The following is a 25,987-nucleotide window of genomic DNA, read 5'->3' on the forward strand; positions in this document are numbered from 1 at the left end:
GCCTGCTTGATGAGCCCGAATATCTGTTCTGCGGTGAATCGATTCTTGCACATGTCCGTCCTCTCTGGATGACGGACTCTACCTAGCTTCGTGTGGTACGGCTCAGTGGGGGCAGGTCAACTACACGGCGTCCTGCGGGCTGGCGCCCGCGTCGGCCTCCAGCCCGTCCATCAGCGCCCCCAAGAAGGGGGCGTAGGGCGTCCACTTGGGCGTCTCCCGACGCACCACCCCGTCCCGCACCTGCACCGCGCTGGCCGTGGCCACGGCCCGGCGGCTACTTCGGGGGTCCTGCATGGCCGGGACGTAGTCGAGCCCGCAGAACGCCGCGACGCGCCGCATGGTGGCCTCGGGCGAGCGGGTCAGTTCGGCATAATCGACATCAAGGATGCGCCCGGGGAAGCGGGCATGCCAGTGCGCCATCAGCCGCCGGTATTCGCCGTGGAAGTGGGCCAGTTCCTGCTGGTCGTACGAATAGGGGTTCGCGTCGGAGAATAGTTCCCGCAGGTTGGAGAAGCAGGTCTCCATGGGGTCGCGGACCATGTGCAGGATCCTGGCACCCGGCAACGCTCGGCAGATGTAGCCGATGTTGAGGAAGTTGGAAGGCAGCTTGTCGGTGAAGAACCGCTTTTCGTCCAACCGCCACGCCATACCCGCCAGGTAGCGGCGCCCCACCTCGGCGAGGTCCACGCCCGGGGAACGCTCCACGATGCCGAGGTCGATCACGCCGCGGCAATGGTGGTCGGTGGCATACCGCATGGCGCTGGTGAAGTCGTACAGCTCGCCGACGCCGCGCACGTCAGGGCTGCCATCCAGCAATTGCTCCAGCAGCGTGGTACCCGATCGATGCATGCCGACGATGAAGAGGGGCGTCGGCGCGGCCGGATCCGGCGTCGCGGCGGTGGGCCCGTCCGGGATCGCCATCAGAGCATCCACGAGGCGCGAGGTGTCCGCGGACCGGTAGTTGAGCGTGCCGCGCTTGGCACGGCACGCGCGCTGCAGCGCCTGCCAGGCAGTCGCATGGTCACCGAGGTCGTCCAGCTCCTTGTGCAGCGCGAACGCCAGGGAAATTTCCTCGTGCACAGGAAGCCCCGGGCGGGCCAGCTGCGCACGCAGCCTCGCGACGTTGTTGCGCTCTCCAGTCGCTTTCCGGACATGCGCTAGGAACCAGTGCGCCTGTCCGATCTGCGGTGCGACCCCGATGCAGCGCTCGAACTCCCGAACAGCCTCGTCGATCCTGCCGAGGTAGGTCAGCACCTGCCCTCGGGAGAGGAGCGTCGGCGGATAGTCCGGATCGGCGCGGCGAGCTTCGTCGAGGAACGGCAGCGCGGCCTCCTGCAGGTTCAGGTAAGACAGTTGCGCCGCATAGGTCAGCAACAGGGGAATCGGTATCCGGTCCAGCGGGCCGGAGCGCGCGATGAGGTCGCGCAGCAGCGCGGCATCGTTGGTCGTGCGAAGGCGGGCCGCCAGTTGCCGGCGCGTCTCGATGTCGACCGGATGCAGGCAATAGGCCATCACGGCGGCGGTCCGCGCATTCCGGTAACGCCCCTGCAGGGATTCGGCATAGGACGCTTCCACCAGGTGCCGCGCCTTCACCTCCCGGTCAACCCGGATGCCATCGAGGATGTGCCGGAGCCCCGCGAAGTCACCTTGCTCCGCCAATGGGCGAGCGTACTCCAGCATGGCCAGCATTGCGCCGCCAGTATCGCTCACGGGGCTATCCCACGGTCCTGCGGGAAGCCACCGCGCGCAAGTTCCTCCAGCATCGGCCCGAGCCACGCGGCGTACCGTGCCCACGACCCGACGTGGCGCATGCTGACGGATGAACGCACCTGCACGGCGCTGGCGGTCGGGACGCTTTCGCTGGGTTGCGGCGAGGCCCTGTCGGGAAGATCGAGCAGCAGCTTCAGCGCTTCGATCGCGGCCTGCGGCTGGCGTACGAAGGTCTCATACTCCACAAATGTCACGCGCGGGGATCCCAGCTCGCGGACGCGGCGCAGGAAGGTTTCGTAGCGGATGTACTGCCGCGCCACCTCCTCCTGCGTGTAACTGTAGGGATACGAAGCGGCGAACCATTCTTTGAGGTTCGAGAAACAGGCATCCGCGCCGCCACGCCGGACGCAGACCACGCGGGCGTTGGGCAGGGACGCCAAGATAGGGCCGATGGCGAGATAGTTCTCCGGCCACTTGTCGGCGAAGAACGCATGCCCGCGGGCGCGCCACTGGGTATGCGCGAGGTAACGCTCGCCCAGTGAGTGGAGCTGGTCGCGCCCAACGGCCTGCAACAGGTCGGCGTCCACGTGGAAGGGCCCCGCGCGCTCGGCGACCCACCGCATCTGGGCCGGGAGATCGCGCAGCTCGCCGGCGCTGGCCACGTCCGCCTGCCGGCAGAGGGCCTGTTCGATCACGGTCGTACCACTCCGCGGAAGCCCGACGATGAAGATCGGCGCCGGCCCTTGCGGCGTCACGTCCACGGGTGCGCCCACCGCCAGCCGCAAGGCCCCCGTCGCCTCGGCGAAGAGGGCCTCCTGGGCCGATTCGTCGTAACGCACCTGCCGCCGGCGGATCCGCATGGCTTCCTCCAAAGCAGGCCATGCGGCGGCGACCTGGTCGTCCCGGTCCAACTCGTGGAACAGGCTGTACCAGAGGAGCGAGGCGTCGCTTCCGTTCCCGTCGGGCCCGTCCAGCAGCGCCCGCAGGCGGCGGATCCTCTCGTCACGGCCGGCCTCGTTGCCCATCTTGGCCAGCGCCCAGTGCGCGGGGGCCAAGCCGGGATTGCCCCGCACGCTCGCCTCCAGCACGCGTTCTGCGGCACCAAGGTCGCCCGCGTACATCAGGTTGAGGCCCAGCAGGTACTGCATCGCGGGCGCATTCACCATGCCCTCCGCCATTGCACGGCGCAGCAGGGACAGGGCCGCGTCGGGGAGCATGTGGTCCGACAGCATCTTGCCGACTTCAGCCAATGCCCCGGCGGGCGTAGGCAGGCCCAGCAGGGCGTTCGCGCAGGCCAGAGCGGCATGTGTCTCCCCGAGCCGCAGCAGCAGCTTGCAGAGCATTTCGAGCAGGGCGGGATCGGCATGCGCCTTCGCGAACGCATCGAGCGCATGGCGCACGGCACCGCGAACGTTGCCGGCCTTCTGGTCCGCGACGCTCAGCCGCAGATGTGCATAGGGCGCAATGGCGCGGTTCGCGAGGAGGCCCATATACAGCGGCCGGGCTTGATCCACCTGCCCCTGCGCGCTGAGTTGTTCGGCTGTCTGCCAATCCCGGGTTGCATCCACGTCCATTCTTTGCGCCGCCGTTCCGAGAATTGCTCCGTGCAGGAAGTGTAATCGCTCCTCCTGCATGCCCCGTAAAAAGGACGGCCGCACAAGGCGGCCGTCCAAAGCACAACAATTGTTTCAGGATCAGAAGCTGTACTGGACCATGAAGCGATACGATCGCGGGGTCTGGTAGCCGGTGACCGACTTCCAAACGTTCGGCTGCCAGTTGCCAGACTGGTCCTCGCCGTACTCGTTGACGTTGACGGCGTCCTGGCTGTTGAAGACGTTGAAGACGTCGACCTTGAAGGTCAGCTTCTTGTCCGCGAACGCCGGGGTCCACGCGAGGTTCAGATCCAGCTTCCTCGTCCACGGCAGACGGCCCGCGGTACCACGCGGAACCTGCTCGCCCTGGCAGTAGAAATAGCTGTTGGCGTAGCCCGAATTGACCGGGTGGAAGCCGAAGCAGTTGATCGGACGACCGGACTGCACGATCAGGTTGCCGCCAACGGTGACGGTATCCGTGATGTCGTAGCTGCCAAACAGCTTGAAGCTGTGGCGACGGTCATTCGGCAGATAGCCGTAGGCACCTTCCGCCAGCTCCGGATAGTCGAAGTCCTGGGTGGTGCCAGTGTCGGACTGGCCGTTATCCGACTTCACGCCGCCTTCGGTGTTGCCGATGCTCTTGGCATAGGTGTACGAACCCTGCAGGAACGCGCGGTCCCAGCTGCCCTCGAAGAAGACCTCGAACGCCGAGTACTTACGCTTGGCCTTCGGGCCCAGCTGGTCGGCGGTCAGCTTGACCTCTTCCAGGGTGCCGTCGCCGTTGATGTCCATCTTGAAGGTCACATCGCGACCCGGGTTGTACAGGTGGCAGAACGCGAAGCCCGGGTTGTAGACCGCGATATCGCTGTTCTGGGTCTTGTCCGCAACTTCCTGAAAGCCGCCGCTGCCGTTATCGGTGAAGCCATTCGCCAGCGCCCAGTCGATGATCGGGCGGTAATCGCACGTGTCGTCAATCGCGGCCTTCAGGTCGCGGCGGATCAGGCGCGCACCCAGCGACAGGTTGCTGGTCAGCTCCTTCTGGAAGCCCAGGATGAACTCGTCCTGGTACATCGGCTTCAGGCCTTGGTCGGCGATGGTCTGCGGGTTCTTGCCGACGCCGAACTCGTTATTCAGGTAGCGGATCGGACGACCATTGGCCGGGTTGTTGATTAGGGTCAGGCCCGTCGGCGCACCCGTGGTCGCATCCACGCCGGTGTAGGTGTAGTACTGCTCGCTGTACAGCGACTTGGACGCACCACGCACCGCGACGGTGGCGGTCAGCGGCAGGGCGTAGCGACCGGCGTTACCATAGACCTTGAAGCTGGAGTCGCCGTTCACGTCCCACGAGAAGCCCAGTCGCGGCGCGAACTGGTTCTTGATCTTGGCGAAGGTCTCGCCATCGCCGTTCTTGTTGTCGAACGTGTCCCAACGGGCGCCGAGGTAGGCGATGAAGTGGGGCGTGATGCTCCAGCTGTCTTCCAGGTAGAACGCCCTCTGGTCAACAGCCACGGTGGAGCCGGACTGGAACACGCGCTTACGCACGACTTCGTTCTCGCCGGTGTAGCCGGTCCTCGTGTAGCGGCCGTAGCGCCACACCACGCCACCCGAGTAGGACTCACCAGCCACCGACTTGAAATTGTCGATGTCCACGCCGCCGCGCAGCAGGTGGTCGCCCAGCTGCCATTCCGCGTCAATGCGGAACTGGTCGCGGGTGTCCTTGGCGTCCGGACGACCCAGGAAGTTGGCCAGCGCGCAACCGGCGATGGCGGCGGTCTGGCCATTCACGACGGACGGACGCGCGTCCACGATGACCGGGCAACCGTTGGCCGGCACGCCGACCGTGCCCGTGTAGCTGTTCACGGTGCCGTCGGCGGTAACCGAGTAGTTGCTGCGCGAGGATTCGCTGGTGCCGGCCAGCACCGACAGGGTGAAGCTGTCGGTCAGGTAGCCGGTGTACTTGGCGATGTAGGTATCGCCGCCACGCTCGTCGAACGCCGTGCCCTTGTATTGGTTCAGCTGCGGGTTGACCGGCTTGACCGGGTCGGAGTACGTGGTCGAGAAGTAGTCAGTCTCGAACTTGCGCTTGTCGGAGAGGGCGGTTAACTCAATGATGTTACTGTCATTGATGTTCCAGTCCATCTTCAACAGCCACTTGGGCTGGGTGCTGGTGCCGACGGTACTGAAGCCGCGCGTCGAGGACATCGTCTTGCTCTCGCCGAGGTCGGTGTACTGCACCAGGCCATAGGCGAACAGGCGGTCCTGGATCAGGGCACCGCTGGCCCAGATCGAGGAGGTCAGCTCGGTACCGACGGTGTTGTTGCTGCGATCAGCGGAGAGGGTGCCATCGTTGAGGTACAGGCTCTTCGAGGTGGCATTCAGGCTGCTCGGCGACCAGAAGATGTTGCCACCGGCCTTGAACTCGTTGGTACCGCGCTTGGAGATCTGGTTCACCACGCCGCCGGTGGAGCGACCGAACTCGGCGCCATAGCCGCCAGTCTTGGTCTGCTGCTCGGCGATTGCCTCGAACGGCACCTGCGCGAAGTTCAAGTTATTGAACGAGTTGGTAATATTGAAGCCGTTGAAGAAGTACTGGTTCTCGGCCACCGAGGAACCACCGAACGACGCGAGATTGCCGAAAGCGCTATCGCCGCGCACGGTGCCCGGGGCCAGCAGGGCCACGGATGTGGTGTCGCGCGACACCGGAATCTTGGCGATCTGCTGGGCGGTCAGGATAGTGGTGGACTCAACCGACGACACGTCGATCGGGTTGATCGCGCCGGAGCCGATCACCGTCACGGCGTCCAGCGTGGTGGCGTCGCCGCCCGTGAAGTCCACGTTCGCGGCACTACCCACGTTCACGTTCACGGTGCGCGGCGAGCCGCCATTGCGGCTGACCTGGTACTGACCGGTGGGCAGCTGCGAGAAACGGTATGAACCAGTCGCGTCGACGGTGATGGTGCGGCTGAAGCCGGTCGCCTGGTTGGTGATGGTGATGGTGTCGCCGGACGCAGCACGACCGACCACCGCACCCGCGGTGTTGGTCTGCGCCTGGACGCCGCCAGCGAAGCACAGACCCAGAGCGACGGTGAGCGCGCTCCGCTTCAGGCCTTTGGCAAGATAATTAGAAGCCATTGTGTGTAACCCCCATTGGGACGAAGTGACTGATGTACAAATACGCCCGACCTGAGACGGCCTGACCGACCGACTATAGAGCAGTCAACATTTCTTTAACAAGCCCCTCAGGGCGCATTCACCTAACGGAATGCGCATTCAGGTTCATCGCGGAGGCGGCTTGCAGTGCTGCGGGTTCCGTAGAATGCCGCCCCCTCCGGCGCCGGGCACGCACGGGATGCCGGCCGCCGGCCGGGGCAAGCCCGCGCGGCCCGGATCAGACCTGATGCCTCGCGGTACCCCGTGCCGCCCCGCTCAGGCCAAGGCCGCGGCGATCCTGCGCTGTTCGTCCCGCAGCGCCTGCGGCAGGCGCGGGCCGTATTCGGCGAGGTACTCGCCGATGCTGTGGAACTCGGCCTGCCAGCCGGCGCGGTCCAGGCCGAACAGCTTGGCGCGCGCTGCGTCGGACAGCGGCACGCCCTCCAGATTGAGGTCGGCTTCCGTTGGCAGATGGCCAATGGGCGTCTCCACGGCACTGGCCTGCCCTTCCACGCGCCCGATCATCCACTCCAGCACGCGCAGGTTGTCGCCGAAGCCCGGCCACAGGAACTTGCCGTCGTCGCCCTTGCGGAACCAGTTGACGTGGAACACCTTGGGCAACCGGGCACCCGGCTTGTCGAACGACAGCCAGTGCGCGAAGTAGTCGGCGAAGTTGTAGCCGCAGAACGGCTTCATCGCCATTGGATCACGGCGCATCACGCCGACCGCACCGGTGGCCGCCGCCGTCGTTTCCGAGCCCATGGCGGCGCCCACCAGCACGCCGTGGGTCCAGTCGCGGGCCTCGAACACCAGCGGCACCAGCGAGGCGCGCCGGCCGCCGAACACGATGGCAGAAATCGGCACGCCCTGCGGGTCTTCCGCCATCGGCGAATACGAGGGGCACTGTTTCGCGCTGACAGTGAAGCGCGCATTGGGATGCGCCGCCGGGCCGTTGGCCGGATCGAACGGGCGGCCGCGCCAGTCCACGGCAGGGATCTGGCCATTGTCCAGGCCCTCCCACCACGGCTGGTTGTCCGCGGTAAGCCCGACGTTGGTGAAGATGGTGTTGGACTGGATCGAGGCCAGCGCGTTCGGGTTGGACTTGGCCGAGGTGCCGGGGGCGACGCCGAAGAAGCCCGCCTCGGGGTTGATTGCGTACAGGCGGCCGTCGGCACCCGGACGCATCCAGCAGATATCGTCGCCGATGGTCCAGACCTTCCACCCGGCCCGGCGATAGCCTTCCGGTGGAATCAGCATGGCCAGATTGGTCTTGCCGCAGGCCGAGGGGAACGCCGCGGCGATGTAATGGGTCTGCCCCTGCGGGTTCTCGATGCCGAGGATGAGCATATGCTCGGCCAGCCAGCCTTCCTGCCGGGCCTGCCAGGACGCGATGCGCAGCGCGTGGCACTTCTTGCCCAGCAGCGCATTGCCGCCGTAGCCGGAGCCGTACGACTTGATCGTCAGCTCCTCGGGGAAATGCATGATGAAGCGGCGGTTGGGGTCGAGCTCACCGATGGAGTGCAGCCCCTTCACGAACGTGCCGTCGCGTTCGATCCGCGCCAGCGCCGCGGCGCCCATGCGGGTCATGATCCGCATGTTGGCGACCACGTAGGGCGAATCGGTGATCTCCACGCCGCAGCGCGACAGCGGCGAGTCGATCGGGCCCATGCAGTAAGGGATGACATACATCGTGCGGCCCTGCATGCAGCCGTCGAACAGCGCGTCGATCTCGGCATGGGCCTCGTCGGGGGCCATCCAGTGGTTGTTGGGGCCGGCGTCCTCGTGGTGGGTGGTGCACACGTAGGTCAGGTGCTCGACGCGCGCCACATCGTCCGGATGCGAGCGATGCAGGTAGCTGCCGGGGTGGGTCGCTTCGTTGAGCCGGTGCAGGGTGCCGTCGGCCAGCATTGACTCGATGAGCGCCGCATTCTCGGCGTCGCTGCCGTCGCACCAGTGGATGGCGGCGGGGCGGGTGAGGCGCGCCACCTCGGCGACCCACTGGTTGAGGGATTCGAGCGTGCTGGTCATGGGGTCGGAGTCCTTGGCCTGTGCGGCGGTTCTTGAAATCGTTTGCAGACCGCGGCACGCCGATCCGACGCGCCGCGCGGTGGCGGTCAGCCTTGCGGCACCAGCGTCGCCATCATGTGTTCGATGTAGCCGTCGAAGCCTTCGATCGGCTGGCGGGCCTGGAAGCGGGGCAGCTCCAGCTGCAGCACGCCCACGTACATGGCGTAGGTCATGCGCGCCCGGTTCAGCGCATCCTTCTGGCTCAGGCCGGCTTGGCGAAAGGACTTGAACAGGAAGCCGATGCGGCGGTCCAGCACGTGCCCCAGCACCGCGTCGACGGCGGGATGCCCCGCGGCCTTGAGCAGCTCGGAATAGATGATGTGTGTCTTGTTGTGCTGCGCGATCAGCCGGAACAGCGTGCGCAGGCGCTCGGTGGCATCGTCGATCGCCTCCAGCGCGCCGTAGGCGGTCTGCTCGTCGCGCTCCCAGCGCTCCAGGGCGGCCTGCAGCAGGGCATCGCGGGACGGAAAATGCCAGTAGAAGCTGCCCTTGGTGACGCCCAGCCGCCGCGCCAGCGGCTCCACGGCGACCGAGGCGACGCCCTGCTCTGCAATCTGGTCAAGCGCCTCGCGGGCCCAGTCGTCGGCGCTCAGGCGCCCGGTGCGGGGGGCGGTTGCAGTCATGTCGGCAAGGCTTCCATACGGTATCGGCGGGACGCAGTATGCTGAGTTTTCACTCGATTTTGCGCGTTGACAGCGCCGACGCAAACGCCATACTAGACCGTATGGTAAGCAGGGCGCCGCCTGCGCGCAATGCCTGCCGCCCCATGACCACCCTCCAACGGGAGTCCCGCCATGAGTGTCGTGCTGCCCTTCCTCGCCCTGCTTCTCGCGGGTGCATTCACCGCCTACCACCGCCTGCGCCTTGCCGTCTGGGCTGCGATCACCGCCAGCCTGCTGGTGGCCTGCTGGCTGCTGGGCGCAAGCCCTGGCGCCACCGCCGCGGCCGCCGTGCTGGCGGCGCTGGTGGCAGTGCCGCTGCTGATCCCGGCAATCCGCAAGCCGCTGGTCACCGCCCCGGCCCTGCGCTTTTTGCGCAAGGCGCTGCCGCCGCTGTCACAGACCGAGCGGATCGCGCTGGAAACGGGCTCGGTCGGCTTCGAGGGCGACCTGTTCACCGGCAAGCCGGACTGGCACAAACTGCTGGCCTACCCCAAGCCGCAGCTCACCCCTGAGGAGCAGGCGTTCCTCGATGGCCCGGTGGAAGAGCTGTGCAAGCGCATCAACGACTGGGAGATCACCCACGTCCACGCGGACCTGCCGCCCGAGCTGTGGGACTTCATCAAGCAAAACAAGTTCTTCGGAATGATCATTCCGAAGCAGTACGGCGGCCTGGGCTTCTCCGCGCTGGCCCACCACAAGGTGATCCAGAAGATCGCCTCCATCTCCAGCGTGGTCAGCGCCACCGTCGGCGTGCCCAACTCGCTGGGCCCGGGCGAGCTGATCAACCATTACGGCACGAAGGAACAGAAGGACTACTACCTGCCGCGCCTGGCCAGCGGCCAGGAAGTGCCCTGCTTCGGCCTGACCGGCCCGTTCGCAGGTTCCGACGCCACCTCCATTCCCGACTTCGGCATCGTCTGCAAGGGCGAGTGGAACGGCGCCAATGTGCTGGGCGTCCGGCTGACCTTCGACAAACGCTATATCACCCTTGCGCCGGTGGCCACCCTGATCGGCCTGGCCTTCCGCATGTACGACCCGGACGGTCTGCTGGGCGATACCCGCGATATCGGCATCACCCTGGCGCTGCTGCCCAGCGACACCCCGGGCGTGGACGTGGGTCGCCGCCACTTCCCGCTGAACTCGCCGTTCCAGAACGGGCCAATCCACGGCAAGGACGTGTTCATCCCGCTCAGCCAGTTGATTGGCGGCGTGGAGATGGCCGGCAAGGGCTGGAACATGCTCAACGAGTGCCTGGCCGTGGGCCGCTCCATCACCCTGCCCTCCACCGCCAGCGGCGGCGCCAAGACCGGCGCGGTGGTGACCGGTGCCTATGCGCGCATCCGCAAGCAGTTTGGCCTGTCGGTGGGCCGCTTCGAGGGCGTCGAGGAAGCGCTGGCCCGCATCGGCGGCAAGGCCTACGCGATCAGCGCGCTGGCGCAGGCCACTGCCGCGGCGGTGGACCGCGGCGACGTGCCGTCGGTGCCGTCGGCGATCGCCAAGTACCACTGCACCACGGCTGCCCGCGAAGTGTCCAAGGACGTGATGGACATCATCGGCGGCAAGGGCATCATCCTTGGTCCGCGCAACTTTGCCGGCCGCGCGTGGCAGGCCGCGCCCATCGCCATCACGGTGGAAGGCGCCAACATCATGACCCGCAGCCTGCTGATCTTCGGCCAGGGCTCGATCCTCTGCCATCCCTACATCCTCAAGGAAATGCGCGCGGCGCAGGACCCGGATGCGCAAGCCGGCCTGGAGGCGCTGGACGGCGCGCTGTATCCGCACATCGGCGGCGCGATCTCCAATGCGGCACGCTCGCTGTGGTTCGGCCTGACCGGCGCGCGCCTGCAGACGGGACTGCCGGGCGACGCCTACACCCGCAAGTTCTTCCGCAAGCTCAACCGCTATGCCGCCAACCTGGCCCTGCTGACCGACGTCTCGCTGGGCGCGCTGGGCGGACGGCTGAAGTTCAAGGAATCCCTGTCCGGCCGCCTGGGCGATGTGCTCAGCCACCTGTACATGATGGCGGCGGTGCTCAAGCGCTATCACGACGAAGGCTGCCCGGAGGCCGACAAGCCGCTGCTGGCCTGGGCCTTCCACAACAGCGCCTACGAGATCGAGCTGGCGCTGTCGCAGGCGCTGCGCAATTTCCCGATCAAGCCGCTGGGCTGGCTGCTGTGGCCGGTGGTGTTCCCGTGGGGCCGGCGTGCGGTGGCACCGGGCGACCGCCTGTCGCGGCGGGTGGCCAACCTGCTGATGAACCCCAACGAAGCGCGCGACCGGTTGGCAGACGGCGTGTTCCTGACGCCTGGCGAACACAATCCCGGTGGGCGCATCAACAGCTACCTGGCCAAGGCCATCGCTGCCGAGCCGGTCGAGCGCAAGTTCCTGAAGGCACTCAAGTCCAAGGACATCGAGGCGCTGGATTTCGCCGCGCAGCTCGAGGAAGGGGTGCGCGAGGGCTGGATCACCCAGGAAGAACGCCAGCAGCTGGAAGAGCTGCACGCGATCACACTGGACACGATCACCGTGGACGACTTCGACCCCCACGAGCTGCGCGCGGCAAGCTACTACGATCTGCCGCAGCGCGCCCGCCATCCGCGCGAAGCGGCCTGACCGGCGCACGCCACTGCAATCAACGGCGGGCCCCGGCCCGCCGTTTTTGCCTCCCGCAACGGATCGCAGCACGCCATGCGCCACCGGGTTCTGTCGACATACCGAATGCTGTTGGGCAAACCCGGCGGCAAATGGCTGTTCTCCAGGTTGGTGTGCTGGAAGGCGCCGTATTTCTCAAGCATCGCGCCGCGCATCGAAACCCTGGAGCCGGGCCGCTGCGTCGCCACCTTCCGGCACCGTCGTGCGGTGACCAACCACATCGGCACCGTACACGCGATCGCCCTGTGCAACCTCGCCGAATTGACCGGCGGCCTGGCCTGCGATGCCAGCATCCCGGCGTCGATGCGCTGGATTCCGAAAGGCATGAGCGTGGCGTACCTGAAGAAGGCGGTGGGCACCATGCGCGCCATCGCCACGCCCGCACTGGCGCCGCGCGAAGCGGAAACGGGCTATGACCTGCCGTTCGATGTGGTGGTGGAAAACACTGCCGGCGAGGCGGTGTTCCGGGCGACCATCGCAATGTGGATCACGCCGCGCGACTGATCGGGACAGCGGCATCCCCATCAGCGCCAACCGCGCCGGCGCAAGCAGGCTCAGTCCACGCCTTCACGCCCATCGCGGCCTTCCGGCAGCGCCTTTGCCTCACCGACCACCCGCCACGCCCCCAGGGTGAAGGCGCCAGCCACCAGCAGCCCGGCCGCGAACACGGCCTGCGAGCCAAACGCCGACAGCAGCTTGTGCAGCCAGACGAAGGTGAGATCGCCGCCACGGTAGATCACCGTGTCGATGGCTGCCCCGGCCTTGTAGCGCCACTCCCGCGCCACCCGCGTGTAGATCGTCTCGCGCGCCGGCTTGCCCAGCGAAAACTCACCGGCGCGGGTCGCCACCTGCACCACGGCGACCAGCAGTGGCAGCGGCGAAGCGGCCAGCGCGGCATAGCCCAGCACCACCGCCAGCGCCGGCAGCATGAGGGCCGGTGCGATCCCGAACCGCGACAGCAGGGCACGGGTGATGAATAGCTGGACCAGCAGGGTCAGCCCGTTCACCGCCAGGTCGATGCCGGCGTAATAGGCCGTGGCCGCCTGCGGATCCGGATAGAACTGCCGCACGATGGCCGCCTGTTCGTTGTACAGCAGCGTGCCGACACCGACACCGAACACGGTCAACACGGCCAGCCAGCGCAGCAAGGGCTCGCGCACCACCAGCCGCAACCCCGCCAGCACGGTGCCCCCCATCGGCTGCTCGCCGCTGGTCAGATGCCGGCGCGCCTCACGCGCCACCGCATGGCGCCGCAGCCGCATCAGACACAGGATGCACAGCAGCAGGCAGCCGGCCGACACCAGCATGAGCTGGGCGATCCCGACTCGCTCTACCAGCAGCCGGGTCAGCACCGGCCCCAGGATCGCCCCCACGGTTCCGGCGGCACCGATGTAGCCATAGACCGCCCGCGCTTCCGTGTCACTGAAGACATCGGCCATGAAGCTCCAGAACACCGCCACCGCAAACAGGTTGAACACGGTCAGCCAGAGGAAAAACGCCATGCCGCGCCCCGGCATCCCGGCATGGAAGGCGGCATGGAACAGCAACAGCGTGATGATGAAAAACCCGTACACCGCGGGCAGAAACACCCGTCGCGGCCAGCGACTGACCAGCCAGCCATAGACCGGTTGCAGCACCAGCATGATCAGAAACGTCAGGGTGAACAGCACCTGCAGCTGCAGGTCCTTCAGCGCAATGCCATGGGCGGCGAAGAACCGCACCATTGCCGGCGGAAACAGCGCGGTCACCTCGCTGGATGCGCCCATCGCCTCACGCACCGGACGCAGCACGTAATAGCCGGTCAGCAGGAAGAAGAAATACAGAAACGCCCACACCAGCGGTGGCGATTGCCGCAGTGCAGCCCGGAACCGGGCCAGGTGACCTAAGGCGGGCGAGGTGTCGGCCATGGAACCGGAGTTCGGGAAGCAGCGATGCGCAACGGTACCCGCGCCACACGCCCAATGCCAGCCTTGACGCCAGTGCACCGCGCAGACCCATCGAGCAAATGCTCTAACCGCCCCGCCTACGGTCGGGGCATGCCCGCCGCAGGATCCCACGTGTACGACTACATCATCATCGGCGCCGGCTCGGCCGGCTGCGTACTGGCCAACCGGCTGAGCGAGGACCCGTCGGTCAAGGTGCTGCTGCTGGAAGCCGGCGGGCGTGACTGGCACCCGTTCGTACACATGCCGGCGGGTCTGGCCAGGATCGCCGGCCTGAAGTCGATCAACTGGGACTACGCCACCACTCCGCAGCCGCAGCTGGGCGGACGCGTGATGTGGTGTCCGCGCGGCAAGCTGCTGGGCGGCTCCAGCTCGATCAACGCGATGTGCTACATCCGCGGCGTGCCTGGCGATTACGACGCCTGGGCGGCCGCCGGGGCCGAGGGCTGGCACTGGGACAACGTGCTGCCCTACTTCCGCAAATCCGAGGGCAATACCCGCGGTGCCGATGCCTTCCACGGCGCAGATGGCCCGCTCACGGTCTCCGACCTGCGCTACGTCAACCCGCTCACCGAGGTGTACATCCAGGCCGGCCAGCAGCTCGGGCTGCCCTGCAACGCCGATTTCAACGGCCCGCAGCAGGAAGGCGTGGGGCTGTACCAGGTCACCCAGCGCAACGGCGCGCGCTGCTCGGCGGCGGTGGCGTACCTGCATCCGGTCAAAGCCCGCCCCAATCTGACCATCCGCACCCATGCCCAGGTCAGCCGTATCACCTTCGTCAAAGGGCGGGCCAATGGCGTGGTCTGCGCGATCCGCGGCCAGGGCTTCCACTTCGAGGCTGCGCGCGAAGTGATCTTAAGCGGCGGCGCGATCAACTCGCCGCAGCTGCTGATGCTGTCGGGCATCGGCCCGGCCGATCACCTGCGCCATCTCGGCATCGAGGTGGTGCACGACGCACCCGGGGTCGGCGCCAACCTGCAGGACCATCTGGACGTCACCACGCTGCAGCACTGCACGCAGCCGATCAGCTACGACCGTATCAGCGAAGTCAAAACGGCACTGCAGTACTACGTCGGCGGCCACCGCGGCCCCGGCACCAGCAACGTGGCGGAAGGCGCAGGCTTCGTGCGATCAAAGCTGGCCCCGGATGACCGCGCGGACATCCAGCTGCACTTCATCCCGGCGATGATCGACGACCACGGCCGCAACCGCCTGCCGGGCGACGGCTACACCCTGCACGCCTGCTTCCTGCGCCCGCGCAGCCGCGGCCGGGTGGCACTGGCCAGCAACCGCGCAGCCGACAAGCCGATCATCGACCCGAACTACCTCGGCGACCCCGAGGGCTTCGACATGAAGATGATGGTCGAGTGCGCCAAGCTGTCGCTGGATCTTCTGGCACAGCCGGCCTTCGCCCCCTATCGTGGCGCACCGATCTTCCCGAAGGACAGGCCGCGCAGCGAGGCCGACTTCATCGAATTCGTCCGCAACCGCGCCGAGACGGTGTACCACCCCATCGGCACCTGCCGCATGGGCAGCGACGAGGCGGCAGTGGTCGATCCCCTGCTGCGCGTGCGCGGCGTGGCTGGCCTGCGCGTGGTCGATGCCTCGGTGATGCCGGAACTGCCCGGTGGCAACACCAATGCGCCCACTATCATGATCGCGGAGCGGGCGGCGGACCTGATCCGGATGGCAGCGACCTGACCTTGCCGCGAAGCATTGCGGGGCAAGACATCGCGATGCCGCCCCGCCACCTCCGCCGATTCGTCCGCAGGCAGCACCGGGCAACCGGCTGCTGCCCGTCGCCTGCCTTCAGGCGGGTTGCTCCAACACCGGCGGCAGCGGGCAGTGCAGCACGCCGCAGATCGTGCGCAGCAGCTCCGCCTCTTCGACGCTGACGCGGCCATCGCTGCTGATCGCATCGGTCACGGCTTCCACCAGCGCCTGCTTGGCCAACGGATCCAGCGCGTCCAGCGGCTCCCACACCGCGTCCAGCGCCAGCACGCCATTCGCGGGGGGCGCATACGGCAGATGGTCGCGTGGCAGCACGCGTTGCAGACCGGCCAGATAGGCGCGCCGTGCCGCAGCCTCGTCGGTGTTTCCGTAGCGCGCCACCACCGCCAGCAAAGTGGCGAACTCCTGTCGCACATTGCCCGGCTTGCGCCTGCCGAAACGCGCATGGCGTGCCGGGTCCAGCGATTCGCGCACCTGCACGTCCAGCAGGCGGGCGAGGCAGTATTCGAACAGGGACACCGCACCATCGGCTTCGATCACCGCGCGCACGGCATCGAGAAATACGTCCAGCTGCGGGCGCGGGCGCAGGCGCAGCACCGGGAACGCCAGCGCCGCCAGTGGCAGCCGCAGGCTCGGGTGCAGGTCGGCGGTGAGCTGCTGGTGGATGCGCACGGCATGATCGGCCACTGCATCGCCCAGCCGCGCGGCGATCGCCTGCCGCTGTGCATCCAACGTGTCGTCGGACTCGGCCAGCAGCAGGGCCAGCAGCAGCGGCATCACTGCAGTGCGGTCGCGGGCCAGGTCGCGCAGCGCCTCGGGAAGCGCCTCGACGATGGCATCCGCGCGGCGGTAGTCGTCGGAGGCGGGTGTCGCCACCTGCGCCGACACCAGCGCGGGCGAGACCCGCACCTGCGCCTGCGCGGCCGGCAGCGCGCCGTCACCTCCTCCGGTCAGCCCCAGCGCCACGTCCTCGCGCAGGCCGTCGGGCGGCGTCACCCGCCAGCCCGCGGCGAGCCGCTTGAGCTGTTCGCCACGGAAGCCCGGCTCCAGCGCCTGGATGCGTTCCAACAGCGGCGGGTGGGTGGCGAACAGGCCGGAAAACCCGATGCCATCGCCGAACAGCATGTGGCTGACTTCCTCGGCATCGCCGCGATGGCTCAGACGCGCGCCCGCCTCCAGCCCGGCGATCTTTTTCAGCGCACCGGCAAGCCCGGCGGTCTGGCGGGTGAACTGCACGGCGCTGGCATCGGCCAGCCGCTCGCGCGAACGGCTGACGCCGGCCTTGATCATCCGGCCGAAGAACAACCCGATGTACCCCACCGCCATCGCCACCAGGGCCGCGACCAGCAAGGCGCCGGCGTTCTTGTTGCGGCTGCCGAAACGGCCGTACTCCAGCACCTTGCGGCCGATCAGGGCGATCATCAGGATGCCGAACAGCACCCCGATCAGGCGCAGGTTGAGCCGCATGTCGCCGTTGAGGATATGGCTGAACTCGTGCGCCACCACGCCCTGCAGCTCATCGCGGTTGAGCCGATCCAGCGCGCCGCGGGTCACCGCCACCACGGCGTCGGACGGGCTGAAGCCAGCGGCGAAGGCATTGATGCCAGCCTCCTCCTCCATCACGTAAAGCTTGGGCACCAGCACGCCGGAGGCGATGGCCATCTCCTCCACCACGTTGCGCAGGCGACGCAGCGACGGATCGGTGGTATCCGGTGCCACCGGGGTCGCCCCCATCTGCTGGGCAACGGCCTCGCCACCATTGCCCAGACTGGCGATGCGGTACAGGGAGCCAAGCAGAATGACCAGCACGGTCAGGCCGCTGGTGAAAGCCAGCATCCGCCATGACGGCGCCACCATCCACACGGCCAGGTCCACCGCCGCCACGATCCCGGCCACCGCCAGCGCGAACAGCACGACCAGCCGCGCCGAAGCGCGCCGGGCCGCGGCCTGGTGTTCGAAGAAATTCATGGCCAGCGAACGCCCTCCCTCGGGCCCGATACCACCGCCACGCCGAAGGCCGGCATGGCCATGGCGCGGGCACTCAGAACTCGACCTTCGGCGCGGCGCGCACCTGGGCCTGCTGTTCCGCCGGGATCTCCAGCAGCGTGGCCGGCTGGAAACCGAACATGCCGGCAAACACGCTGTTCGGGAACACTTCGCGGCGGTTGTTGTAGGCCATCACCATGTCGTTGAACGCCTGCCGCGCAAACGCGACCTTGTTCTCGGTGCTGGTCAGCTCCTCGGTGAGCTGCATCATGTTCTGGTTGGCCTTGAGGTCCGGATAGGCCTCGGCCACCGCCAGCAGGCGACCCAAACCGGCATTGAGCTGGCCCTGCGCGGCGGCCAGCTGGGCCATCGCCTGGGGATCGCCCGGGCTGGCCTTGGCCGCGGCCAGGCCGGACTGCGCGGCGGAGCGCGCGGCGATCACCGCCTCCAGCGTCTCGCGCTCGTGCGCCATGTACTTCTTGGCCACTTCCACCAGGTTGGGGATGAGGTCGAAGCGACGCTGCAGCTGCACGTCGATCTGGGCGAACGCGTTCTTGTAGCCGTTCCGTGCGGTGACGAGACCGTTGTAGATGCCGATAACCCAGAACACGACCACCGCCACAATGGCGATAAAAATCAGCAGGCTACCCATCGAAGCTCCCCTTGTTCATGCAATCGTGGAAACAGGCGCTAGAATCGACCCGTCAACGCAGCATACGCAGGGGGCAACGCCGATGAAAGGGCGCATCCGCAAGCACGCCTTGCAGGCGGGATTGATCGCGGCGCTGTTGCCGCTGGCGGCCGGTTCCGCCAACCAGGATGCGGTGCCGTCCACCGGCACCATCCTGCGGGCTGCCGGCGCCTCTGCCGCCGACCTGCCGCCCGCGCTGCCTGCGGCCAATGCCCCCCCCCCGCTCGACATCGCCCGCTTCGAGGCGATTGCGGAGACATTGGTGGCGAACGGCCGCATTCCCGGCATGGCGATGGCCATCGTCAAGGACGGCCGCATCCTCAGTGCGCGCGGCTACGGCGTGACCGACGTGCGGGCACCGCAGCCGGTGGATGCGCACACGGTGTTCCGGCTGGCCTCGCTGTCCAAGTCCTTCGCCGGCACCATGACCGGCATCCTGGTCAATGACGGCGTGCTGCGCTGGGACAGCCGCCTCACCGATTTCGTGCCCTCGTTCCGGCTGTCGATGCCCGATGCGGCGCAGCAGGTGACCGTCGCGGACATCCTCAGCCATCGCGTGGGCCTGCCGCACAACGCCCTCGACCGCGACCTGGAGGCCAATGCGGACTACCGTGACCTGACCCAGCGCATGGCCAACGCCCCCATGGCCTGCGCACCGGGGCAGTGCTACGCCTACCAGAACGTCGCCTTCAGCCTGATCGGCGATGTCGTGTTCGCCACCACCGGCCGCTTCTACAGCGAGGAAGTGGCGCGCAGAATCTTCAAGCCGCTGGGCATGCACGATGCCAGCTACGGGCTGGAAGGGATCGAGGCGAGCGCTCGCTGGGCGAAGCCCCACGTGCGCGGCCGCGGCGGCTGGGTCTCGCTGATGCCGAAACCGAACTACTACCGGGTGGCGCCCGCCGCCGGCGTCAACGCCAGCATCAGCGACATGGCGCAGTGGCTGCTGGCGCATACAGGCCACCGCCCCGATGTGCTGCCGGCGCCCCTGCTGGCAACGCTGCACGCCCCGCTGATTTCGACGCCCAGTGAAATCCGCGGCGCTTCTTGGCGGCGCGAACGCCTGAGCTCGGCCGGCTATGCGCTGGGCTGGCGTGCCTACAACTATGCCGGGCACCAGGTGGTCTTCCACGGTGGCGCCGTGCAGGGTTACCGGGGCGCCATGGCACTGCTGCCGGAACAGGACCTGGGCGTGGTGATCCTCTGGAACAGCGAAAGCGGGCTGCCCAGTGGCCTGCTGCCGACGATCCTGGACAGCGCCCTCGGCCTGCAGGGTGGGCAATGGCTGGACGATGACACGCTGGAAGCGTCGGAAGGCCTGCTCTATGCCGAACGCAACGGCGCACCAACCAACAGCAGCGCCTGGTCCGCCAAGGCTTCGCCGCCCTGACCGCAGGCCGTGCCCCTCGGCACGGCACTGTCTTCCCGCATAAAAGAAACCCCTCCCGCCTGGGCAACGGGAAGGGTCTTCAGGGTCTTGCATGCGCCGGACCGGGCAGCACCCGGGCCGGTCGCGAACGACTTACAGCGGAGACACCGGCGCAGACGGCATCTGCGGCGCAGCGGCAGGCTTCGCCTTCTTGGCGGCCGGCTTCTTGGCAGCGGCCTTCTTCGCGGCCGGCTTCTTGGCAGCGGCCTTCTTCGCGGCCGGCTTCTTGGCAACAGCCTTCTTCGCAACCTTCTTGGCAGCCGGCTTCTTGGCAGCGGCCTTCTTCACGGCCTTCTTGGCAGCCGGCTTCTTGGCAGCAACCTTCTTCACCGCCTTCTTGGCGGCCGGCTTCTTGGCAACGGCCTTCTTGACCGTCTTCTTGGCAACAGCCTTCTTCGCGACCTTCTTGGCGGCCGGCTTCTTGGCGGCCACCTTCTTCACTGCCTTCTTGGCAGCAGCCTTCTTCGCCGCCGGTTTCTTGGCGACGGCTTTCTTCGCAGCTTTCTTCACAGCCATGGGATGGCTCCTCGTCAATGGGTAAATCGGTAAAGCCCAGTTACGAAAGACGCCGCAGGTATCGGACCTGCGATCGACCGCCGGCGCGCAGGGCGCGCCGGAACGGATGCTGTACCGATGTTGCGACGGGCGCCGCATCGGCGGGCGACGTTGCCCTTCCACTAAAAAACCCGCGGCGCCATACGCTGCAGGCTTGGAAGCGGATACCGCCGGAGGTGGAGGGCTTGCAGGTATCGGAAGGAAGGGAAGCCCGCATCCACCATTCGATGCCACAGGTGGAATTGCTTTGGGTGCCGCCTGCCCTTGCGCTCTGCTTGCTCACCGTATTCCGCAGGTAACGTCTGCTGGGCGAAACCTAATCACGCTTTTTTCAAGTGTCAACAATCTTTCGCGAAGTTTCTCCTCGCCGCACGGACGGCAAGCGCAACCGGCGACACCGGCGCGTCGTCCACGCATGTGCGCAACGCGCCAGCGTGATGCGCGTCGACGATCATGCAATCGTCTGCACGCAAGTACTGGCGCGGCTTGCAGCAATCCAGTCATGGCAAGCACGCTGTACGTGCGGGTGGCAGCAAGCACCGAGCTCCGCGCTTGAACGACGTCCACCGCCAGTGCACGCATGCCGCATCACCGGCATCGGATTTCGCGTCGCACAAACGCGTTTGCGCGAAAAATGCGCGAACTTTTCGGCACCGATGCACCGCCGCGATGCCGCGCATCCGGTGCGGACGCAGCCGCCCAGCCCCGTCCGCAGCACCCCACGCTGGCAAGAAAAAACCCGCAGCGTTTCCGCCGCGGGTCTTCACGAGCATCACTTGCGGGAGGCTCAGTGGTCTTCGCTTTCCAGCAACTCGGCATAGGCGTCCGGATCCAGCAGGTCATTGAGCTGCTCGGCGTCCGACAGTTCCATCACGAACAGCCAGCCGTCGCCGTAGGGGTCCTCGTTGATGGTTTCCGGCTTGTCGGCCAGGGCGGCATTGACCTCGACCACCTTGCCGCTGACCGGCGCGTAGACGTCGGACGCCGCCTTCACCGATTCCACCACCGCGCAGGCATTGCCGGCTTCGAGGGTGTCGCCGACATTCGGAAGCTCCACGTAGACCAGGTCGCCAAGCAGTCCCTGGGCGTGATCGGAGATGCCCACGGTAGCCCTGCCGTTGCCTTCGGCGCGGATCCATTCGTGGGATTTGAGGAACTTGAGGTCGCCGGGGATCTCGCTCATCGGGATGACTCCTGTCGCGCAGTGCGTGGGGGTTGGGATTCGGGAAAAGTCTAGCGGAGCGGGGCCGGGAAAGTCAGATGCCGGGCTGGATGGTGTTGTCGCGGACGAACGGGAACTTGACCACGCGCACCGGCACCTCGCGGCCGCGGATGTCCACGCGCACCTCGCCCGGGTCGCCGGCCGGGATGCGGGCGAACGCGATGGCCTTGCCGATGGTCGGCGAGAAGGTGCCGGAGAGGATCTCGCCTTCGCCGTTGGCGGTCAGCACCTTCTGGCCGTGCCGCAGCACGCCTTTCTCGTCCATCACCAGGCCGACCATCTGGCGGGCGGTGCCGGCAGCCTGCTGGGCCTCCAGCGCGGCGCGACCGATGAAGTCGCGCCCCTCGTCCAGCGCGACGGTCCAGGCCAGCGCCGCCTCGAACGGGGTCACGTCTTCGTCCATGTCCTGGCCGTACAGGTTCATGCCGGCTTCCAGGCGCAGGGTGTCGCGCGCGCCCAGGCCGGCAGGCGCGACGCCCGCCGCCAGCAGCGCGTTCCAGAACGCGACGGTCTGCGCCTCTGGCACGATCACCTCGAAGCCGTCCTCACCGGTGTAGCCGGTGCGGGCGACGAAGACCTCGACGCCATCAACCGTGGTCGCCGTGCGGGCGGCGAAGCGGGTCAGCTTGGACACCGGGCCGCGGTCGTCCTCGCGGAGCAGGCCGATGACCTTGTCGCGGGCGTTGGGGCCCTGCACGGCGATCATGCCGAATTCGGGACGCTCCTTCACCGCAACGCCGAACGGCCAGGCCTGCTCCGTGATCCACGCCAGGTCCTTGTCGCGGGTGGCGGCATTGACCACCAGGCGGAACCAGTCCTCGGACATGAAGTAGACGATCAGGTCGTCGATCACGCCGCCACGCTCGTTCAGCATCGCGGTGTACAGCGCCTTGCCGGGCTTGACCAGCTTGTCCACCGAATTGGCGACCAGGTGGCGCAGGAACTCGCGGGTACGCGGACCTTCCAGATCGACCACCGTCATGTGGCTGACGTCGAACATGCCGGCGTCGCGGCGCACCTGATGGTGTTCCTCGATCTGCGAGCCGTAATGGATCGGCATGTCCCAGCCGCCGAAGTCCACCATCTTGGCCCCGAGCGCGCGGTGGGTGTCGTTGAGGATGGTCTTGTGCGCCATGGGCGGCCTGCCTGAGGGGTGGTGGGGATGCCCATTATCCCAGATGGCAATGCCCTACGCGCCAGCCCGCACAGGCTCCACCTGCAGGACCATGGTATCGCCGCCAGTGATACGGACATGGGTGCCGGCCGGCAGGTCCGGCCCCGTCACCTCCCAGTAGGCGTCGGCGATCTGCACCCGGCCGCGTCCCTCGACGATGGCGCGCTCCAGCGGTACCACCGTGCCGACCAGCGCGGCCGTGCGGCGGTTCAGGGTTGGCTGGTCGCTGGGACGCTCGCGGCGCCGGAACCAGCGGCGGTAGACCTGGATGGACACGAAGCTCAAGGCGATGAATGCCGCCACCTGCACCAGCAGCGGGATGCCCGGCATCAGCAGCACGCCAAGAAACACCGCCACTGCGGCGAAGCCCAGCCACAGCATGAAGGCGCCGGGCGCCATCGCCTCGGCGGCGAACAGCAACAGCGCGACCGCTGCCCAGGCGAAGACATCCCAACGCATGATCAGCCCCCTTTCGCCGACGCCTTGCCCATTGCGTCCTTGGCCAGCTCGGCGATGCCGGCCAGCGAACCGATCACGCCCGCCGACTCCATCGGCATCATCACGAACTTCTGGTTCGGCGCCTCGGCCAGCGCCTTGAACGCCTCGATGTATTTCTGCGCGACGAAGTAATTGATCGCCTGCACGTTGCCGCTGGCGATTGCGTCCGAGACCATCCGGGTGGCATTGGCTTCGGCCTCGGCCAGGCGCTCACGGGCCTCGGCCTCGCGGAAGGCCGCCTCGCGGTTGCCCTCGGCCTCCAGGATGTTGGACTGCTTCTCGCCTTCTGCCTTCAGGATCGCCGCCTGGCGGAAGCCTTCGGCCTCCAGGATGTTGGCGCGCTTCTCGCGCTCGGCTTTCATCTGCCGCGCCATCGAGTCCACCAGGTCGCGCGGCGGCTGGATGTCCTTCAGCTCGATCCGGTTGACCTTGACCCCCCACGGATGGGTGGCCTGATCCACCGCATGCAGCACCTTGGTATTGATCTCGTCGCGCTTGGACAGCGACTCGTCCAGGTCCATCGAGCCGATCGCCGTGCGGATGTTGGTCATCACCAGGTTGAGGATGGCGATCTCCAGCGTGGCCACCTCGTAGGCCGCCTTGGCGGCATCGAGCACCTGGAAGTACACCACGCCGTCCACCTTCACCACGGCGTTGTCCTTGGTGATCACGTCCTGGCTGGGCACGTCCATCACCTGCTCCATCATGTTGATCTTGCGCCCCACGCCGTAAACCACCGGCATCAGGAAGTGCAGGCCAGGACCCATGGTGTGGGTGTACTTGCCGAAGCGCTCCACCGTCCACTCGTAGCCCTGCGGCACCATGCGGACGGTCTTGGACAGCAGGATCACGCCGGCCAGCAGCAGGATCAGCGCAAGAATCGGGGCCATCGGTGTTCTCCCTGGGGTGATGCGGCGAGTATAGCGAGCCGGCGCGACGTCCCTGGCACGGACGCGACGCCGCTCGGCTACAATGTTGACCACTTCCATTCGGGGAGTAGCCCGCCGCGGCGCAATGCCGCGGCCCGCGCGTCAACATACTTGGCCGGCAGGCCATGGCGCGCAGCGTGGATCGGTTCGATCGGCGCGGGCAAGACCGAAGGCATGCGACGCGCACCCGGCCGGGCGACGCGGCGTTTGCCTTCGCGTCCATCGCGAATGCGCCCGGCCCCGGAGCTTTCCATGTTCGACCCCCTGCTTGTCTCCGCTGGCACCGTGGCTGTGGCCGAGATCGGCGACAAAACCCAGTTGCTTGCCCTGCTGCTGGCCGCGCGCTTCCGCCGGCCCTGGCCGATCGTCGCGGGCATCCTTGCTGCCACCCTGCTCAACCACGCCCTGGCCGGCTGGATCGGCGCGCTGGTGGCGCACTGGTTGACCCCCGAAACACTGCGCTGGATCGTGGCCATCAGCTTCATCGGCATCGCGCTGTGGACGCTCAAGCCGGACACGCTGGACGAAGACGAAGCCCTGCCCGCCCGTGGCGCCTTCGTTGCCACCACCATTGCGTTCTTCATTGCCGAGATCGGCGACAAGACGCAGGTGGCCACCGTCCTGCTGGCGGCCAAATACTCGCCGCTGTGGCAGGTCGTGGCGGGCACCACCGTGGGCATGCTGCTGGCCAACGTGCCGGTGGTGGCGCTGGGCAGCCGGTTCTCCGAAAAACTGCCGCTGAAGGCGGCACGCATCACCGCAGCCTGTATCTTCCTGCTGCTGGGCCTGTGGGCGGCGCTGGCCGGCATTTGAGGCAAGCCGGGCCGCGCCCTATGCTGCGCGGCAACGGGGGACATGCGTGGACAGTTTCGGACTCGGACTACGGGAGTTCTGGCGGCGCTTCCGCGCGCCGCCGGACGCCCTGATGCTGGAGATTGGCGCCGGCGGCGAGCTTCTGGTCGCCAAGCTGCGGGCCATCCTTTCCCTGGCGCTGCTGCTGCTGCCGCTGACCAGCATCGCCACCGGCCAGTACGGCCCCTCGCAGGGCATCGCCGGGGTGTTCGGCGTCATCCTCGCCGTCATCGCCTCGCAGCTGATTCTGCTGCTGGCCCGCCAACCGCACCGTTTCCGCTGGCTGCCCTGGCTGACCACCGGTTATGACATCACCCTCACCACGCTGGTCCTGGTGCTGCTGGCCCTGGACTCGCCAGCAGCCAGCCTGAACAGCATGGTGGCCTGGGCGTTCTATCTGGTCGCCATCTGTATGACGGCGCTGCGCAACGATGGCCGGTTGACCCTGTACGCCGGCCTGTTGGCGATGCTGCAGTACGGCGCGCTGGCCGCGGCGGTGTTCGCGCTGGCAGAGGCACCGGAGGAACTGGTCTCGGTGGATGCCGGCACCGTCCGCGCCGCAAGCGTGCTGCAACGCCTGCTGCTGATCGGCATCGTCACCGCGATCATGGCCGCGGTGGTTTACCGCATGCAGCGGCTGGTGGAGCTTTCCGGCACCGACGGCCTGACCGGCCTGCCCAACCGGACGCTGTTGGCCCACCATTTTCCGGCGCTGCTGGAGGCCGCCCGCGAACGCGGCGGGTCGCTGTCGCTTGGCCTGATCAACCTCGATCACTTCCGCCGCATCAACGACGCGGTCGGCACGTCCACCGGTGACCGCGCCCTGCGGCATGCGGTGGATGTCCTGCGCGAGGGGCTGGAGGAAGACGACCTGCTGGTCCGCCTGGGCGGCGAAGAATTCGTCCTGTTGCTGGCACTGCCGCCAGGCCGGGCCTGGGAGCGACTGGAGCAACAGCGGCGCGAGCTGGCCAACCGGCCCTTCATACCGGCCCCCGATGCGGACCCCATCCGGCTCACTTTCAGCGCCGGCATGGCGTGCTGGCCCGGCGACGGTGCCGATCTCTCGCAGCTGATGCGGCGGGCCGACCTGCGGCTGTCGCAGGCCAAACTGGAAGGGCGCAACCGGGTGGTGCTGCGCTGACCC

The 25,987-nt window shown here is 67.2% G+C and carries 19 protein-coding genes; 6 read left to right on the plus strand and 13 right to left on the minus strand.

Annotated elements, in window-relative coordinates:
- Positions 1-120: 120 nt before the first annotated feature.
- The 5 genes from ACK4SG_RS06440 to ACK4SG_RS06460 all read right to left on the minus strand — a co-directional run bounded on the left by ACK4SG_RS06440 (position 121) and on the right by ACK4SG_RS06460 (position 9,142).
- Positions 121-1,710, minus strand: coding sequence for a sulfotransferase (locus ACK4SG_RS06440; protein WP_409600903.1), 1,590 nt, complete (start codon positions 1,708-1,710; stop codon positions 121-123).
- A complete protein-coding gene (locus ACK4SG_RS06445) occupies positions 1,707-3,278 on the minus strand; it encodes a tetratricopeptide repeat-containing sulfotransferase family protein (RefSeq protein ID WP_409600905.1) in 1,572 nt (523 codons plus the stop codon). Before ACK4SG_RS06445 ends, ACK4SG_RS06440 begins: the two co-directional genes overlap by 4 nt.
- A 126-nt stretch (positions 3,279-3,404) precedes the next feature.
- Positions 3,405-6,434 carry a TonB-dependent receptor domain-containing protein gene (locus ACK4SG_RS06450; RefSeq protein WP_409600907.1) on the minus strand — a complete coding sequence of 1,010 codons (3,030 nt, stop codon included), beginning with the start codon at positions 6,432-6,434 and terminating at the stop codon, positions 3,405-3,407.
- Between the two features lie 294 nt (positions 6,435-6,728).
- A complete protein-coding gene (locus ACK4SG_RS06455) occupies positions 6,729-8,480 on the minus strand; it encodes a phosphoenolpyruvate carboxykinase (GTP) (protein ID WP_409600909.1) in 1,752 nt (583 codons plus the stop codon).
- An 86-nt stretch (positions 8,481-8,566) separates the two neighbouring features.
- Entirely contained in the window at positions 8,567-9,142 is a 576-nt protein-coding gene (locus ACK4SG_RS06460; protein ID WP_409600911.1) for a TetR/AcrR family transcriptional regulator, read from the minus strand.
- A gap of 171 nt (positions 9,143-9,313) precedes the next feature.
- On the opposite strand from ACK4SG_RS06460, the gene ACK4SG_RS06465 reads away from it, so the two are divergent.
- Positions 9,314-11,794 (plus strand): acyl-CoA dehydrogenase, encoded by a 2,481-nt coding sequence (locus tag ACK4SG_RS06465; RefSeq protein WP_409600913.1) that lies wholly within the window; start codon positions 9,314-9,316, stop codon positions 11,792-11,794.
- Positions 11,795-11,899: 105 nt separating this feature from the next.
- Positions 11,900-12,337 (plus strand): hotdog fold domain-containing protein, encoded by a 438-nt coding sequence (locus tag ACK4SG_RS06470; protein ID WP_409600915.1) that lies wholly within the window; start codon positions 11,900-11,902, stop codon positions 12,335-12,337.
- 50 nt (positions 12,338-12,387) lie between these two features.
- Here ACK4SG_RS06470 and ACK4SG_RS06475 read toward each other — a convergent pair whose 3' ends face one another.
- Positions 12,388-13,740, minus strand: coding sequence for an NTP/NDP exchange transporter (locus ACK4SG_RS06475; RefSeq protein WP_409600917.1), 1,353 nt, complete (start codon positions 13,738-13,740; stop codon positions 12,388-12,390).
- 129 nt (positions 13,741-13,869) lie between these two features.
- On the opposite strand from ACK4SG_RS06475, the gene ACK4SG_RS06480 reads away from it, so the two are divergent.
- Positions 13,870-15,477: a GMC family oxidoreductase gene (locus ACK4SG_RS06480; RefSeq protein ID WP_409600919.1), complete on the plus strand. Its 1,608-nt coding sequence runs from the start codon at positions 13,870-13,872 to the stop codon at positions 15,475-15,477.
- Between the two features lie 108 nt (positions 15,478-15,585).
- On the opposite strand, the gene ACK4SG_RS06485 is transcribed toward ACK4SG_RS06480, so the two are convergent.
- The gene (locus ACK4SG_RS06485) at positions 15,586-17,475 is read right to left on the minus strand and encodes a M48 family metallopeptidase (protein WP_409600920.1); all 1,890 of its coding nucleotides are present in this window, start codon (positions 17,473-17,475) and stop codon (positions 15,586-15,588) included.
- A gap of 73 nt (positions 17,476-17,548) precedes the next feature.
- Complete coding sequence (locus ACK4SG_RS06490; RefSeq protein WP_409600921.1) at positions 17,549-18,145, minus strand: LemA family protein; 597 nt, start codon at positions 18,143-18,145, stop codon at positions 17,549-17,551.
- A 109-nt stretch (positions 18,146-18,254) separates the two neighbouring features.
- On the opposite strand from ACK4SG_RS06490, the gene ACK4SG_RS06495 reads away from it, so the two are divergent.
- Positions 18,255-19,574: a serine hydrolase domain-containing protein gene (locus tag ACK4SG_RS06495; RefSeq protein WP_409601340.1), complete on the plus strand. Its 1,320-nt coding sequence runs from the start codon at positions 18,255-18,257 to the stop codon at positions 19,572-19,574.
- Positions 19,575-19,706: 132 nt separating this feature from the next.
- Here ACK4SG_RS06495 and ACK4SG_RS06500 read toward each other — a convergent pair whose 3' ends face one another.
- The 5 genes from ACK4SG_RS06500 to ACK4SG_RS06520 form a co-directional block, all read right to left on the minus strand.
- Positions 19,707-20,267: a histone H1-like repetitive region-containing protein gene (locus tag ACK4SG_RS06500; protein ID WP_409600922.1), complete on the minus strand. Its 561-nt coding sequence runs from the start codon at positions 20,265-20,267 to the stop codon at positions 19,707-19,709.
- Positions 20,268-20,955: 688 nt separating this feature from the next.
- On the minus strand, positions 20,956-21,351 hold the full coding sequence (gene gcvH / locus ACK4SG_RS06505; protein ID WP_409600923.1) for a glycine cleavage system protein GcvH: 396 nt from the start codon (positions 21,349-21,351) through the stop codon (positions 20,956-20,958).
- A 73-nt stretch (positions 21,352-21,424) separates the two neighbouring features.
- Entirely contained in the window at positions 21,425-22,525 is a 1,101-nt protein-coding gene (gcvT, locus tag ACK4SG_RS06510; RefSeq protein ID WP_409600924.1) for a glycine cleavage system aminomethyltransferase GcvT, read from the minus strand.
- 54 nt (positions 22,526-22,579) lie between these two features.
- Positions 22,580-23,023 carry an NfeD family protein gene (locus ACK4SG_RS06515; RefSeq protein ID WP_409600925.1) on the minus strand — a complete coding sequence of 148 codons (444 nt, stop codon included), beginning with the start codon at positions 23,021-23,023 and terminating at the stop codon, positions 22,580-22,582.
- 2 nt (positions 23,024-23,025) lie between these two features.
- Positions 23,026-23,952 carry an SPFH domain-containing protein gene (locus ACK4SG_RS06520; protein WP_409600926.1) on the minus strand — a complete coding sequence of 309 codons (927 nt, stop codon included), beginning with the start codon at positions 23,950-23,952 and terminating at the stop codon, positions 23,026-23,028.
- Between the two features lie 291 nt (positions 23,953-24,243).
- Here ACK4SG_RS06520 and ACK4SG_RS06525 point away from each other — a divergent pair, with 291 nt between their 5' ends.
- Positions 24,244-24,804 (plus strand): TMEM165/GDT1 family protein, encoded by a 561-nt coding sequence (locus tag ACK4SG_RS06525; protein WP_409600927.1) that lies wholly within the window; start codon positions 24,244-24,246, stop codon positions 24,802-24,804.
- Positions 24,805-24,850: 46 nt separating this feature from the next.
- The gene (locus ACK4SG_RS06530; RefSeq protein ID WP_409600928.1) at positions 24,851-25,984 is read left to right on the plus strand and encodes a diguanylate cyclase domain-containing protein; all 1,134 of its coding nucleotides are present in this window, start codon (positions 24,851-24,853) and stop codon (positions 25,982-25,984) included.
- Positions 25,985-25,987 lie beyond the last annotated feature (3 nt).

This window comes from Thermomonas sp., from assembly GCF_046293095.1.
Classification (GTDB): domain Bacteria; phylum Pseudomonadota; class Gammaproteobacteria; order Xanthomonadales; family Xanthomonadaceae; genus Thermomonas.